Origin of the sequence: Peribacillus sp. NPDC060253, assembly GCF_042727425.1 — a bacterium.
Lineage (GTDB): Bacteria > Bacillota > Bacilli > Bacillales > DSM-1321 > Peribacillus.
Genome location: NZ_JBHXAS010000054.1, coordinates 1 through 15,338, shown reverse-complemented (window position 1 = coordinate 15,338; position 15,338 = coordinate 1). Strand labels below are relative to the sequence as shown.

Sequence of the window (15,338 nt, the reverse complement as noted above, 5' to 3'; positions counted from 1 at the left end):
CCGTGCTGGACTCTTTTTAATTATTGCGTCCATGCTTGTTTTCATCATTCCCATTACCCCGTTTCCACTTATCCCTCTCTTGTTTATCTTTTTTATTTTCGTGCTTACTATGATCGTTTTTATTCTTTTCTTTTTCTCTTCCCTTTTCTTTGTCTGGATATCGTCTCTCAACAAGCTTTTTATCTGCCTTTTCATTTTTCTGTTTGTCCCTTAATTGGTTACTGTGGTTACTTTGGAGATTGTGATTATTTCGGGTGCTTTGACTGCTGTGGTTACTTTGGATGCTGTGCTTACTAACTGATTCCCTTTTTGGCTCCTTATTTTTTTTCTTAAAGCCATTTACCTCATTCCGGTTTTCATTTTTATCTTCACTATTGGTTTTTTCTTTAGTTGGGGCAGGAACCGTTTCTAGATTTTGCCGTACCATTGGTTTGGCTTCCTTTACAGTCTTTTGTTTTATTTCATTTGAATTGTCCTCTTTTTTCTTTTCTTCGTCCGAACTGCTCTTATTGCTCTGCGCTGCACTCTTCTCAGTCGAACTATCGACCTTTTCCTCAACTTTTTTTTCAGGTGCTGCTGGTACAGGTTCTCTCTTATTCACTTTTACCTTTTCTGTATCTTCATTCAACTTCTTTTCGACATATTTACCTGTGGATATTCCTTGTTCCTTTGCTTGCTCCCGATCTTTTTTTGTTGCCTCAATTACTTTCATCTTTGTTTTTGAAACATTATCCTGCTGAGATATTTCTTTTATCTCTTCTTTTAAGTTCTTATCGAATTTTTTATCTTTATCCAATACAGTTGTGGAAACAACTATTTGTTTTTCCCCTTTCAAATATCCAAGTTGCTTCGTCGTTGCAACGATTCGATTTGTAACCGCCTTAATATCCTTACCTCTCCAATTTTTCAGCTGATCAATCACAAGCTTGCCGTCTGCGTTTAAGCCGGTAAGTTTAAGCACTTCTAAATGATCGTCAAGCTCCAATTCAATACTAGGATTCACATCTATTGTCATATATGCCGACACATGACCAGAGAAATACGATGGAAGAATCAAAAAAAGAATCAGAAAGGTAGAGGCAATGCTTATCACGGCCTTTTTTTTGAAAGATGAATGAAAGCTGGGCAAGGAAAAAGAGACCTTTTGTTTAACAGGTGCAAAAGTGATTTCTTCACCCACTTCATATACACGTTCCTGTCTTTTGGTTTTTAGAAATTCACCCTCGGGGGTCAATAGGGTAACAAAACTCTTATTAACTGAAAGAATAACTCCTTTTTTCATCCATTGATAGCCCCTTTAATATAATCATTCAAGTACAAAAAATCTCCGTTTATTATGATTGCCACAGCAATGATGTACTTTCGGTTCCGTTCAATCGTTTTTCTGCTTACATCCACTTTTCCTTCAAGCTGTTTCACTGGCAGTCGCTTTTTTGCAAACAGGATTTCTTTCAGTTCGTCATCGTCCATTAACATTTTAGCGATCATTATAGCTCCTTTCCTAGCATCCGCATGTTTTGGAGAGTTTTCAACGAGATCCTCAAATGACAGACCAAAATCCTGTAGATGGTTTATATAAAGCTGAATTTCTTCTTTCCTTTTTTCCGATTCTTTTTGCTTCTCGTATTCATGAATCGAATTTTCATTATCGATATATATGTGGCTTTGATTATCATCATCATCATCATTCAAAGATAGATCCAGAAGGATTTCTTTGCGTTTCGACTGGCTTCTTAAATAGTCTATAACCCTTCGTTTAACGAGGGTTTCGGCAAATGCCAATAAAGAACGGCCTTTTTCCGGGGAATATTTGTCGATTGCCTCATTAAAAGCAATCATTCCTATACTAAATTCATCATCTGATTCGTATATGTAACGCCTGCAAACTGATGAGACGGTTTTTGCTATAAATGGTTTGAATGACTCTATTGTATCATTACGAAGGCTTAAATCGCCTTGTTGAATTTTCAATACGGTTTCTTCTAAAGAACGCTTTTTTTTGAATGCTGTAAACAACAAACCAAGCATCTGCTCACCTCGCTCCTGTTGAACATAAAATACGCATCAACATATTTATCTTAAGCGGAGGGAGACTAAAAGACAGTACCAAAAGAACTATTTTTGCGATATAAATGAAATCACATAATATATCCACATGATAAAATACTTAGTTTTTTCTCGTTTATTACAGTGCAATTACAGTAAAATATCTTTTTCCGCCGTTTTTACAAATCCATGGGACAATTGTCATTTTTATAACCGGAATTTAATATTTACATCTAAACATATCATTCGTAAACATGCATGGACTTTTGTGGGTAATCTCCATAAATCGATATTAAAAAACTGTTTTGATCTAAAAAGATAATGACTCTGACTAGCACTCGATAATAATTGATTTTGTCTAAATTTTTTTGGGCTTTAAAATTTGTTCCACTCCAGGCACTCGCTTTCAGCGGGCGGTCTGCCCTCGGCACGTTTTGCGCCTGCAGAGTCTCCCTTGGAAGCGTATTCCCGCAGGAATCTCGTACACCCATTCCCATCAACTTTGTTTTGAATTTAGATAAAACCTCTTTTGTCTACAAACCGGCTTGAATTCGAATGTCATTTCCCCTACAGGCACTCACTTTCAGCGGGTGGTCTGCCCTCGGCACGTTTTGCGCTTGCAGAGTCTCCCTTGGACGCATATTCCCGCAGGAGCGAATGAGAAAGTTGGTAAACCTAAAGCTGTTACCGCAGATGCTGCTTACAAAACACCAGCCATTAACTGCTTAACATCCAATAAAAATTCAAAAAGGTTACGGAATGGAACCATTCCGTAACCTTTTTGTCTACAAACTGAGGCGTGGACACGCCCATTTTTTATGCTTCTTGTATATGTTTTTCTTTTTTCTCTTTTTTGCTTGAAATGATCCATGCACCTACCGCTATTCCAATCAATACGACCCAGAAAATCGATTTCCAAAGAGCTGATTCAGGGAAATGGTGATCGATAACAGCTAGCGAAGGGTGTGCAAGTGTATATACCGCTAATTTCACCCCAACCCAACCTACGATCAAAAATGCTGCCGTTTCAAGTGAAGGACGCTGATGAAGCAATTTTACGAATCCATTAGCTGCAAATCGCATAATGATCAATCCAATCATACCACCGAGGAACATAATAGCAAATTGCCCACCATCAATACCGCCGACCTTCATCCAGCCTGTTGCAGGAAGTGTCACAGCCAGCGCCACGGCAGCCAACATGGAATCGATTGCGAAAGCGATATCGGCAGCTTCAACTTTTACCACTGTCATCCAGAAGCCAGATTGCTTCTTAGGTTTAGTGACTTCCTTCTCACCTTTACCAGCGTATTTCTTGTAAATATGCTGAAAAGCAATGAAAAGTAAGTAAAGGGCACCGATTGCTTGAACTTGCCACACGTCGACAAGAAAGGAAATAAGGAATAGACTTGCAAAACGGAAAACAAAAGCTCCCATCAAACCATAAAACAAAGCTTTACGTTGTTGTTCCTTTGGTAAATGCTTAACCATGACAGCCATGACAACTGCATTATCCGCAGCGAGTATTCCTTCTAAACCAACCAAGATAAGAAGGACCCAGCCATATTCCAATAATATTGATGCTTCCATTCATTCAACCTCCAATAGTTTTATTCCCACTCCTATCGGCATTGGCAAAATAAAAAGACCTCTGCCGTATAGGCAAAGGTCTTGCTGAACATGAAAACATGTCAACAAAGCCGATGAATGTTTCCATTCACGTAATGACGACTTTGTTTTAGGGCGAACCCTAACGCTACTCCCCTTTGATAAAGGAAAATCAGTTATTAAGTATATTAATAGTATACGCGGACATTATGAAAATAACAATCTTTTTTATAACGGAACCATCATTTTCGTTTCCCTTTGGATATTTTAATCAATTGCAAATATTCTTGCCCAAACTTTACCCAGTTAGGTTTTGCAGAAAAGTAGTTCTGGAACAGCGATAAAAACCTCGTGTATTTCCCCTCATAAGGATACCATTGTATTTCTGTATTCTTTATACCTTTGTCGATCATGATCGCTTTTTCATGACAAAAAATCTTCAATCCCTGTTCGCCATGATAACGGCCAATGCCACTTTGTTTCGCACCGCCAAATGGTAAATGATGGTTAGCAACCGTAATCAGCACATCATTGATCGTCACCGCTCCTGTTATTAACTGTGACGCAATCCGAATTGCTTTTTCCTCATCCAACGTCCATACGCTCGAATTGAGTCCATATTCACTCTCATTTGCAAAAGCGACCACTTCTTCCTCCGTATCGAAAGGCATAACAGGCAACACCGGTCCAAACGTTTCTTCTTTCATGATTTTCATGGAATGATCGACATTGGACAGAATCGTCGGCGGAATGAAATGGGTCTGCCCCGTATTCCACTCTTTAGGTGAAGTTCCAGCCTCAAGTACCGCCCCCTTATTCAATGCATCCTCCAGGTGTCCAGCCACAATATCAACTTGAGCAGGAAAAGTCATTGAACCGATATCATCCTTTAATTGTATCCCCTGCCTCAAGGACATCGTTTTTTCTTTAAGCAACGCCAGGAATTCCTTATAAACCGGACGCTCCACATAAACCCTTTCAACACTCATGCAAACCTGGCCGCTGTTTGTAAAAGCTCCCCAGAGTGCCCCGTTCACAGCCCGTTCCAGGTTAGCATCACGCAGCACGATCATAGGGTCCTTCCCGCCAAGCTCCAGGGTTGTGGGTATTAGCTGTTTTGCTGCAACCTCCCCTATCATTTTTCCGGTCCTTACAGAACCAGTAAAAAATATATAGTCTGGTTTTTGTTCAGTTAACGCTGCACCCAATTCTTTCCCCCCATGGGCAAACTGTATAGTTCCTTCAGGAAAACCAGCTTCAAGAAACAGGTTTTCCATGGACACCCCAACCAACGGAGTCACCTCAGACGGCTTGGAAATAACTGTATTTCCTGCTGCAAGTGCATTAAGAATGGGCACCATCGCCAATTGCAGAGGATAATTCCATGGTGAAATGACAAGAACCGTTCCGCGTGGCATGTAATGGACATATGATTTTTTTCCAATTAACAAGAGTGGGGTGGTGACTTTTTGTCCGGAAAGAACTTTCACTGCATGTTTCTCTATATGCTTGATCGCATCAATAGTCGGCATGATATCAGCAACTAGCGCTTCGATTTTAACTTTTCCCGTATCTTTTGAAATGGCTTCAGCTATTTCATCCATTTTTTCAACCATCAATAAACGAAGACGTTTTAAATAGTGCAGCCTTTCATTGATGGGAAGATTCGACCATGTTAGGAACGCATGTCTTGATTTCTTATATATATGAGGAATTGACTTCAATGGCGTTGGGACGATTTCCGCAATCTTCTCACCTGTTGCTGGAGAAAACACTTCCAACTTGTCATTTACTTCTTCCATAACTACTCCCCTTGCTTTACCTTATTTTTATTAGTGCTCCCTATCATTTTTATACTTCAAAGAAGCATTCATAAACTTCACTACCTGTACTAGGTTTTTCCCTGAACCCTCTTTATATAATGCCAGAGTCGCAGCAGCCTGTATAATATAATCGAATGGAACCAGGTTCACAACCGTTTCCCTCTCTTCATAAAATCCCTGTCCGATTTCCTGCCACATAATCGGAGCTAAAATAAGTATACCTATTAAGATGAGTTACTCATTTTAAACAAATTCATATACAGGATTCGCGACATTACAGCACGTTTTACAACTCAATTGGTGAAACCCATGAACTCCATCCCTGTCAGCAATAAACTTTTATAGTAATCTCTATAGCACTGCTGAAATGGAATATATAGTAAAAAAATATTCGTTATTAAAAGGAGTATTCACGTTTGCTATCGAAGGTAATGTATTAGGAATCCAAATTCGACTATAAGCAAAAAGGAAATCCGTTAGACTAGTTTATCAGATTTAATGTTTACTATTGGCTCTTGAAGGATAAATTCATGTTATCGAATAAATATTATTATCTATATAACTGATTTTCCGTTACTATATAAGAAGGCGAATTTTTCGCGCATACATATTTGAGGTGAGCGCACAAGTGAAAAGAATAATTAAAGCATACGACTTCCCTATTTTCATCGCTGTCGTATTACTCTGTTTGTTTGGTATAGTCATGATTTATAGTGCAAGCATGATTACGGCTGTTGCTCGGTACAGCCAGCCCATGGATTTCTTCTTCGAAAAGCAAAAAACGGCTTTTATCATCTCATTCCTGGCAATGATCGTGACGATGATTCTTCCTTATAAGATGTACAAAAACAAAATTTTCTTGATGTCTATGATGTTTGGAATGGCCGGTATCCTTTTGCTGCTATTTATTTTCGGCCATACAGCAGGAAATGCCACAAGCTGGTTCAAGTTAGGGACAAAATCGATTCAACCTGCGGAATTTTCCAAGTTGGCCATGATCATTTATCTGGCAGCCATTTACGGAAAAAGGCAGGATCGAATCAATAGCATTGATAAAGCCGTCATCCCCCCGATTTTCTTTCTCGTATTTATTTGTTTTTTAATCGGGATTCAACCTGACTATGGAACGGCAGCCGTCATTTTCCTAATTTCCAGTACGATGATCTTTTCATCCGGAATGACTTTTAAGAGTATTTTCAAACTCTCATTGATTATTGCGATATTCGTTACAATATTTGCATTGGGAGTAATCGTGACAGGAAATTTGTCATCCGTTTTCTCTGAAAATAAAGTGTCTCGTTTTACCGGGTTTGCAGATCCTTTTGGTCAAGAGGGAGGAGATGGGTATCAGCTCGTGAATTCCTTGTATGCAATAGGATCAGGAGGCCTTACAGGCGTGGGACTTGGTGACAGTGTACAAAAATACGGGTACCTGCCTGAATCACATACGGATTTCATCATTGCCGTCATTGCAGAAGAACTTGGAATATTCGGTGTAGGCTTCGTTCTATTGACACTTGGGTTTATCGTCCTTAGGGGTTTTATACTCTCAGCAAAATGTAAAGATCCATTTGGAAGCCTATTATTGATCGGGATCTCATCCATGATCGGCATTCAAGTTGGCATCAACATCGGCGGTGCGACAGGGCTCATTCCCATTACTGGAATCACCCTTCCGTTCATCAGCTATGGAGGATCTTCCTTACTATTGCTCATGCTTTCAATGGGCATATTCCAGAATGTCGTAATGCGAATGAATTTACTAGAAAAGAAAGAAAAGGTCCTGTCCATTCCAAAAGATGAGATTGCTTCTTCAAAATAGACGATCAAATCCCCTGACATATTTATTCACGTCAGGGGTTTTTCGTTATACTTTTCTTACAATAAGGTTTGATGATGAAAGGTTTCCATGAAAAAAAACAGGCAGTCGAATCGACCGCCTGTTTTTTCATTTATAATGGATACCTATTTTCGTAAAGCCCGCAATCAAACTGAGCAAAGGACAAAGAAGGCAGAAAAAGGCAAATGGGGCATATTCAAGAGTGGGGACACCCAATACCTGTGTTAAGAATACACCGCAGACACCCCAAGGAACTAGAGGGTTCACAACTGTTCCCGCATCTTCAAGTACCCTCGCAAGCGTTTTTGGCTGCAAGCCTAAATCTTCATATTTCTGCTGAAAGGCTTTCCCAGGAAGTATAACTGACAAGTACTGTTCCCCCACTAGGAAATTTACGCTGATTCCTGCAAATACGGTAGCTGAAATCACTTTCGCTACACTCGTCAATGAATCCTGGACCGCATTTAAAATAGAAGGGATGACTCCTAATTCAAACAATAGTCCGCCCATCGCCAATGCCAACAACACCATCGAAACAGAGAACATCATACTTTCAATGCCGCCTCGCGATAGGATTGAGTCAAGTTGATCCATTCCACTCTTAAGTACAAAGCCGCCGTATAAAATATCTGCTAGTTTTGCAACCGTCACACTTGGCGTTTGTATGAAAGTAATGACAGCCGCCGAAATGATTCCTGCTGACAATGTCGGAATCGCTGACACCTTTTTCAAAGCCATGACCAGAACGATGACAAACGGAATCAAACTCCATATGCTAATGTTCGTTTCCATTTCCAATGCCTTGGTCATGGCTTCAATCTCCTCAACACGATCCAGTTTCACATTCGGTGAAAGGAAGTAAAAGATGATAAGGGATATTATAAAACCTGGAATCGTTGTCCACAGCATATTATTAATATGTTCAAATAATGCTACTCCAACCGTTCCCGAAGCAAGGTTGGTCGAGTCTGATAATGGAGACATTTTATCCCCAAGAAATGCACCGGAAATGATTGCACCCGCTGTAATCGCCAACGATAAATCCATCGCAGCCGCCATACCTATGAAAGCAACGCCGATCGTGGCTGATGTTGTAAGTGAACTTCCGATACAGAGCCCAATTAGCGAACACACCAGAAATGTGACCGCATAGAAATATTCACCAGAAATCCAGTCAAACCCATAGTACATGATGGTCGGGATCGTCCCGCTTGCCATCCAGACCGAAATTAACATTCCAATGAAAAAGAATATATAGATGGCTCCCATACCAGAAACTGCACCTTTGACGATAGCCGCCTCCATAATCGAAAATGGCAGCTTCTTGATCTTTCCATAAACAAATAGAAATAGGATGGCCGTTATTATTGGAATATGGGGGGCCAGTTCAAAATGTATGATACCAGTTGCAATAATTAATAAAAGAACTGCCAAAACCCCGATTGCTTCAGGTAAGGAGAGTTTTAGCTTTGCATCTTCAAGACGCATGATGTAATTCCCCGCTTTCATGTTGTGTATTCTCTGAGGTAAGGATTGGACCTTTTCACTCATCACAATTACTGAAACGCTTTTAAGCACTAAAGTACTAGCTAAATATAAAGGAGTTTCGGGAGATTGTCAAAGGATTAATTTAGTAGATTTTAAATTTTGCAATGATATTTACCTTTTCCATGCTCCTTCCATGAATATATGTTCAGTTCATTCCATCATAATGACTTTTATGTGATTCGATAATTATTTGGGCTAATTGCAATGCCTTGGTTGTCTCATTGATCTTTACTAAATAATGAAACAGCTTTTTCTCATAATGATCGATCAGGACTATGTAGCCTGTTTTTCGGAAATAGGGCAGAGCTTCTTCTTCTATTAAACGGTAGAATTTTTCTTCCTCATCCTGGATTGCATATAGATGCAATTGAAAATAAAAGGGTGGCATGCCTTTATGTTTTCGGGCAAGTCTCAATCCTTTTTTAGCTAGGTCCGTGAGGTCTGTATCATTCAATAGCTTTCCTTTTATCGCGTTATTGATGTATCCATCCAAAAACATCGTGTAAAAAGGATTATCTTCATCAACGAGTTGAAGCGCCCTTTCGTATAATTTTCTTGCATCATCAAACCTTTTCCTTCTATAACATTCGAAAGCAAGATTGTTAAGGAGCTTGGATTTACGATCATATGCCTGACACGTATCACACATTTTTATTAAGGAATCGTATTTTTTCTTGGTATCATCAAAGTCGTGAAGTTCCCTTGTGTTCAACTGAACAAGCATCATTGTTTCGGTATCGATGATTCTTAGTACATTCAATGTTTTCTGAAAATAGGCTAGCGCTTTTTCAGCGTAATAGTAGGATGCAATATTGGAATGTGTTGAATGGTGTGCCAGTGCAAGGTGATAATAATATTCATTGTGATGGTATCCGGAATGATCAATGCTCGTAAGGATGTTGATGCAATCCTTGAATTGTCCAGTCAGAAAATAATAGATGCCCATAATATGTTTTAAATAATTGCGTTCGTATGATGAGAGCTGTGACTCTTTCCCTTGGATGATTTGTATCGTTTCAAACGCTTTCTCCGGAAGGTTCATGAATAGATGATACCTTGAGAGGATTAAATTATAGGAAGCATGAAAATCAGGAAGCTCTCTAAGCGGCTCATCTTCTATTTCTTTTTTTAACCTAGCGGAGTCTTCCGTCTGTTGTGAAATCAAAGCATTCTGCCACTCATCAAGTTTTTGGCCCAATAGATGATATTTTCTGACCTCTTCTTTTATATTGATATGCAGCCTCTCGGATAACAGGATTATCATCTCTTTGGAATACTCGGTAATCCCACGTTCAATCTTGCTTAAATGTGTAATGGAACAAATTCCTTGTACAAGCTCCTTTTGTGTCATTTGAGCTTTTTCCCGATAAAACTTAATGATTTTACCCTCCACCAAAAATTCCCCCACGTAACTTTTTCCTCCTATTATAGCAAAAAAAGTAAAAGCCCCAGGGAAATTTCTTTCCTGGGGCAAATGCTATTGATTCGTTTCTAGTCCTATGAGACGTAAAAAGTAGTCCAAACCTTTATTGCCGATTTTTTCTTTCGGCACTTTATTACTTGGTGCATCCGGCCCTTTCGTCAAAAAGTTTCTCTCGACATAGCGGACGTCCAATTCATCAACGATACCGTCTTGATTGATATCTTCTTTCACTAAGGAGTTATCTTTAATACCATATGCATCAACGACTACCTGAATATCTTTAATGTCGATGACTTTATCTTTATTGATATCTCCTGCTAGATTCATATTCGGCCTGATTCTAATATTCTGTCCTAGAATTGTCCCATCTTTTTCTTTACCTGGAACGAAGTTTGTATAGCTCTTAAGATGTGATGGCGTTTCAACGACAAGCGTATATTCTTGGTTTGATGCAGGAATCCCTTTGACTATATATTGTCCCCAATCATCAAGTGTTCCAGGATATTTTTTCCCTGCTTTTGATTGCGCATAAACTTTCACACCGATTTTGGTGATATTTCCTGGCTTTATATAACCTTCCTCACTTAAAAACGCTTCTGGAGAAATCGATCCGTTTAAAGTTGAGTGCTTAGAAATGATTTTATATCGGTCAACGCTGTAATGTGGAAGATCGGTTGCAATATTGCCCCCTTTTTTTATATAAGAAGCTTCTTCTACATCCAATCCCGCATATAAATGATAAAAGGTATCATCGACAAGTTTAAAGGATACATCCAGTAAAGGCATATCTCCGTTTAAACCTTTAAATGCCTTTCCTGTTAATTCCGCGCCAACTTTGACTACATTAAAATAATCAGCATCATTAACGACAGGCTTGGTTAAAGAAACATCCAACCCTTTTTCTTTTGCATATTTTTTTATTTCACTAGAAAGTTTAGCATTCTTAAATTGATAAAGGTCACCTTCAAACTTGATCGAATATTCTCCTGAGAGGAACTGTTTTACATTATTGACTGATAAAGTCATGGTAAATGTATCATCCTTTTTCAGCACCTCTTTATCATAGTTTGATGTGAGATATTCAGTCCCTTCTTTTAAAAACACATAATCTTGAGGATTCATTGCTGTTGCCATATCTGTAGTTGCCAACCTTAGATAAAGTGCATCATTTGCAATATCACTTTCTTCGATTCCGAATTTCGCATTTCCGTCAGGATCGATTGGGAATTCCCTGCCAAAATATGCGTATTTGCTCGTATCGTAAAACATAGTATTGGAAGTTTGGTCATAGTCCAAACCTTTATCTTGAAGTACTTTTACTGTCGCATCATTGACATTTCCGTGTACATAGAAAGCCTTCTGACCATCTTCTTCTGTAAACATCGAGTCATTTATTTCATATACGCCTGGTTCTTTGTCCCATTTTACGTCTGGAGGGGTGTTATCGACTATTGCGGCAGTACCAGCTGAGTAGGTTTTTCCCGACTCATCACTTCCTATGAACTCTAGAGTGTAGTCCCCTTCTGGAAGTTTCTTATACGTATTGGAAATCGGATGCTCTGGATCGTTTGTAAATGGATATACATGACCAGTAAACGCCAAAAGAATATAATATGGTTTATCAGGTTCGAACCTAGAAGCATTGAGGCTCCCTACGTACCCTAATGGCTTACCGGAATTCGCATCTTTTAGGATAACGTCCACTGTTTCCATTGGGCTTTTCACCTGAAACATTGCATTCATAAATGGGTTATAGTATTGCCAAAACGGAAAATCATTAGCAATTGATGGACTGTCCGTTTCTACATAATCAATTCCTTTATCTGTTACGGTGATCGAAAATGGAATTTGATACGTTTCTTCATCATTTTCAGAATTAGTGATGTGAAGGTATCCTTCATATGCCCCTTCTTTTGCTGTTGCGGGTACGCTGATGGTTGGTTCAATTACTTTGGACTTACCTTTGGCTACAGTGACCGACTTCTTCACTTTTACCTTTACACCATTTGCAGTGGCATCTTGTACCCCTTTTATATTCTTATGGTATTCAACATCAATGGTATATTTTTTCTTTTTCCCCTTATTTTCAATTTCCACTTTTTTCGTTAGTTCAATCGCTTCATCATTGTCTCTTATATATTCCCGGCCAAATGCAAGTGAGCCCGTTTCCTCGTTAATTTCTGTCGTTTTATCACCTTCGACAATTTCGGTTTTATCCAATACTTTTATCGAAGTATCCACATGCACGGCATCATAGGCATCGATACGGCCTGCTCCAACTTCATTCACCGAATGATCTTTTTGTAAATCAACGGATGTATTCATGAGTGCTTCTTTCACATCAAATGGGTCATAATCCCCGTGTTCTTGTAATATTAAAGCAGCAACACCCGTAACATGCGGTGTAGCCATTGAAGTGCCTTGCATACGTCCGTAAGATGTTGTGTAATCAATTCCTTCATCTGGACTATTGATATATTCCGGCTCAGTGGAGAAAATGGCCACGCCAGGCGCAACTATATCTGGCTTAATATCGTAATTTCCGTTAACTGGACCTCTGGAACTGAAGTCTGCCAAATTATCTCCGACTGTTTTTGTATTCCCTGTATCTTTAAATGTAAGGGATCCATTTTCGACAGCTTTTAATTTTTCCCCCTCTTCTTTGGTTAATCGGAAAGTAGGGATAAAGTCCATTCCTTCCCCAACATATGAGGTGATTTCGCCATCCACATTGTTATAGATGATTACTGCTTTTGCCCCTGCTGCCTTTGCATTCTTTATTTTCACATCAAACGTAAGCGTTCCTCGCTCAATAAGAGCGATTTTATCTCGAACATCTTTCCCTTTAAAGTCGCTTTCCTGTCCAATGCCGGTATAAACGACCGGAAGCGATTGACCAGTTAATTCTTCAATCCGATCCGAAAAGTTTTTACCTAAAAGTTTCATGTTTTCAAATGTATACTTTCCAGCCTCTGCAGTTATGGTAGGGATCTTCATGGCAGAATCACTTGCCCCAACTGAAATGCCAAGGGCAGCTGTTCCAGGAGAGCCTAAAGTTTTCGCACCTGGCCCCGCATTACCGGCAGCCACAACGGAGACAACCCCAGAGAGCATTGCATTGTTGATCGCTACAGAAGTAGGGTCAAGCGGATCATTGACAGATGATCCAAGTGATAGATTCATGATATCCATACCATCACTGACTGCTTTATCAATTCCTGCTATTACACCTTCATTGGAACCGGAACCATACGGTCCTAACACACGGTATGTATAGAGGTCAGCTTCAGGAGCAACACCTTTCACTGCATAATCCACTTCATTTGTTTTTGTTGCGGCGATCGTTCCAGAAACATGTGTGCCATGAGCTGTATAGTAAGCGGAACCACTGCTGCTGAATTCCGGTTGACCGGATGATTTCCAATTTTCATAGGTTGTCTCCATCGGGTCTGCATCATTATCGACGAAATCCCAGCCCTTAACCGAAGAAGGCTCAATGTCCTTAGGGTTCTCGCCTTTTTTACTTCGGTATCCTTTATATGCATTGGTTAAATCGGGGTGATTGTAGTCGATGCCAGTATCAAGGACACCAACTTTGATTCCTTTTCCTTTTATATTTTCTTCATGAAGTTTATCTACTCCAATTTGAGGAATGCTATCAGCCATTTTTGAAGTGATCCCTTTTTCATGAACCGGGAGCTCCAATTGGATTTTTGCATTATTCCAGATTCGTTTAACTGCCCCTGATTGAAGTAAATCTTTTACCGCAACTCCTGGTAACGTCATGGAAACGCCGTTAAATGCATGTTTATATTCTCTGTTTATCGTTAATTTACTGGAATCATACTTGGAAAAATCTTTTTTCTTTTTCAAAGAGTTAATATAGCTTTTAAATTCTTGATGTGACTGATCTACGTTATTTTTTGCGGAATCAATCGTCATTTTTTTCCCAAGCACCGTTTGTTTTTTGACGGCGACCTGCGCAGGAGCTTGTTCGAACTCAACAATTACAGAAACCAGCTCCGGGCTATTTGTTTTTATATCTGGAGAAATGGTGAAGTTAGGACCAGCGTTTAGCTTCTGAAGCGCTTGTCGTTGCTCCTTGGATAAGTTCGATAGAATGTCTTCAACATTTTTATGGGTAACCGTCACTTCTGGTTTCTCCGCCAATGGATGAATCGAAAAGGTTGTAGATAGAAGAAGCCCAGCAGCAAGGGTGCCTGATAAAACATGTTTCCTTTTAGAAAATTTCATTATTCCGTTCCTCCTTATTTTTTTAGAATATTTATTATCTTCTGTTAAATAATAGAGGATAAATGTTAATGCTGTAAATTGGGGTAATAATCTTGGTTGTATCTCCCTATGGAATGAGAAAAAACCCCTTAATTAACATGACAATTGGAGGGTTTTGATGTGAATCTATCCATCCATTTTTCACTAGCACGCTTCCCATCAGGCCGATGGATCTATGTCAATCGAGGAAATTACCCCACATTTCCGAAAGGACGTTACAAGTGCCAACATACAGGAAGGACATAATGTTAGACAATTGAAGTTATAGTACATTGTTTAATGTACGAAAAGAAACTTTGAATATTAAAAAAGATCCAGATAATAAAAAAAACCTGTGTGCATCACACGGGGCTTCCAGACTGTAGACAAACTCGATAATAATGGATTTTACCTTCAGTTTTTTTGAGGACTTGTAAATCGAATGTTGTTATCCACTCCAGGCACTCGCTGTGCGCCTGCGGGGTCTCCCTTGGACCCGCTTTTCCCGCAGGAATATCGAAAACTTGTTCCAATCAACTTTGCCTATCAAGGACGCCTTCAAGAAGTAATAAATCAAGATCGTGAAAACAATGTAAAGAAGCCTTTTTCGCCAGATAAATTATCAGGTAAAAAACAAGGAGATTAAAGAAAGTGCAAATGATCCTTAGAGTGTCTACTGAGTTAAAATCGAGTAGGAGGAGGCGCCTAGCCTCCGACCTCTCACACCACCGTACGTACCGTTCGGTATACGGCGGTTCAGTTTAAGTCTGACGCAGTT

General features: G+C 39.4%; 9 protein-coding genes. 2 read left to right on the top strand and 7 right to left on the bottom strand.

The features are described from left to right. Positions 1-16: 16 nt before the first annotated feature. The 4 genes from ACFWE9_RS15020 to ACFWE9_RS15005 form a co-directional block, all read right to left on the bottom strand. Positions 17-1,282, bottom strand: coding sequence for an anti-sigma factor domain-containing protein (locus tag ACFWE9_RS15020; protein WP_377357458.1), 1,266 nt, complete (start codon positions 1,280-1,282; stop codon positions 17-19). Then, complete coding sequence (sigI, locus tag ACFWE9_RS15015) at positions 1,279-2,028, bottom strand: RNA polymerase sigma factor SigI (protein WP_377357456.1); 750 nt, start codon at positions 2,026-2,028, stop codon at positions 1,279-1,281. The genes ACFWE9_RS15020 and sigI overlap by 4 nt, the downstream gene beginning before the upstream one ends. 834 nt (positions 2,029-2,862) lie before the next feature. Further along, complete coding sequence (locus ACFWE9_RS15010; protein WP_377357454.1) at positions 2,863-3,636, bottom strand: TerC family protein; 774 nt, start codon at positions 3,634-3,636, stop codon at positions 2,863-2,865. A 260-nt stretch (positions 3,637-3,896) separates the two neighbouring features. Continuing rightward, positions 3,897-5,456, bottom strand: a complete 1,560-nt coding sequence (locus tag ACFWE9_RS15005; protein ID WP_377357452.1) for an aldehyde dehydrogenase family protein — start codon at positions 5,454-5,456, stop codon at positions 3,897-3,899. A 649-nt stretch (positions 5,457-6,105) separates the two neighbouring features. On the opposite strand from ACFWE9_RS15005, the gene ACFWE9_RS15000 reads away from it, so the two are divergent. After that, entirely contained in the window at positions 6,106-7,299 is a 1,194-nt protein-coding gene (locus ACFWE9_RS15000; RefSeq protein ID WP_230157617.1) for an FtsW/RodA/SpoVE family cell cycle protein, read from the top strand. A 126-nt stretch (positions 7,300-7,425) separates the two neighbouring features. Here the strand turns inward: ACFWE9_RS15000 and nhaC are convergent, their stop codons facing one another. The 3 genes from nhaC to ACFWE9_RS14985 all read right to left on the bottom strand — a co-directional run bounded on the left by nhaC (position 7,426) and on the right by ACFWE9_RS14985 (position 14,542). Further along, complete coding sequence (gene nhaC / locus ACFWE9_RS14995; protein ID WP_377357450.1) at positions 7,426-8,805, bottom strand: Na+/H+ antiporter NhaC; 1,380 nt, start codon at positions 8,803-8,805, stop codon at positions 7,426-7,428. 205 nt (positions 8,806-9,010) lie between these two features. Next, a complete protein-coding gene (locus ACFWE9_RS14990) occupies positions 9,011-10,273 on the bottom strand; it encodes a response regulator aspartate phosphatase (protein ID WP_377357448.1) in 1,263 nt (420 codons plus the stop codon). A 69-nt stretch (positions 10,274-10,342) separates the two neighbouring features. Next, positions 10,343-14,542, bottom strand: a complete 4,200-nt coding sequence (locus ACFWE9_RS14985) for a S8 family serine peptidase (protein WP_377357446.1) — start codon at positions 14,540-14,542, stop codon at positions 10,343-10,345. Positions 14,543-15,002: 460 nt separating this feature from the next. Between ACFWE9_RS14985 and ACFWE9_RS14980 the strand changes: the two genes are divergently transcribed. Next, positions 15,003-15,206 carry a hypothetical protein gene (locus tag ACFWE9_RS14980; protein ID WP_377357444.1) on the top strand — a complete coding sequence of 68 codons (204 nt, stop codon included), beginning with the start codon at positions 15,003-15,005 and terminating at the stop codon, positions 15,204-15,206. The last annotated feature ends 132 nt before the right edge of the window (positions 15,207-15,338 follow it).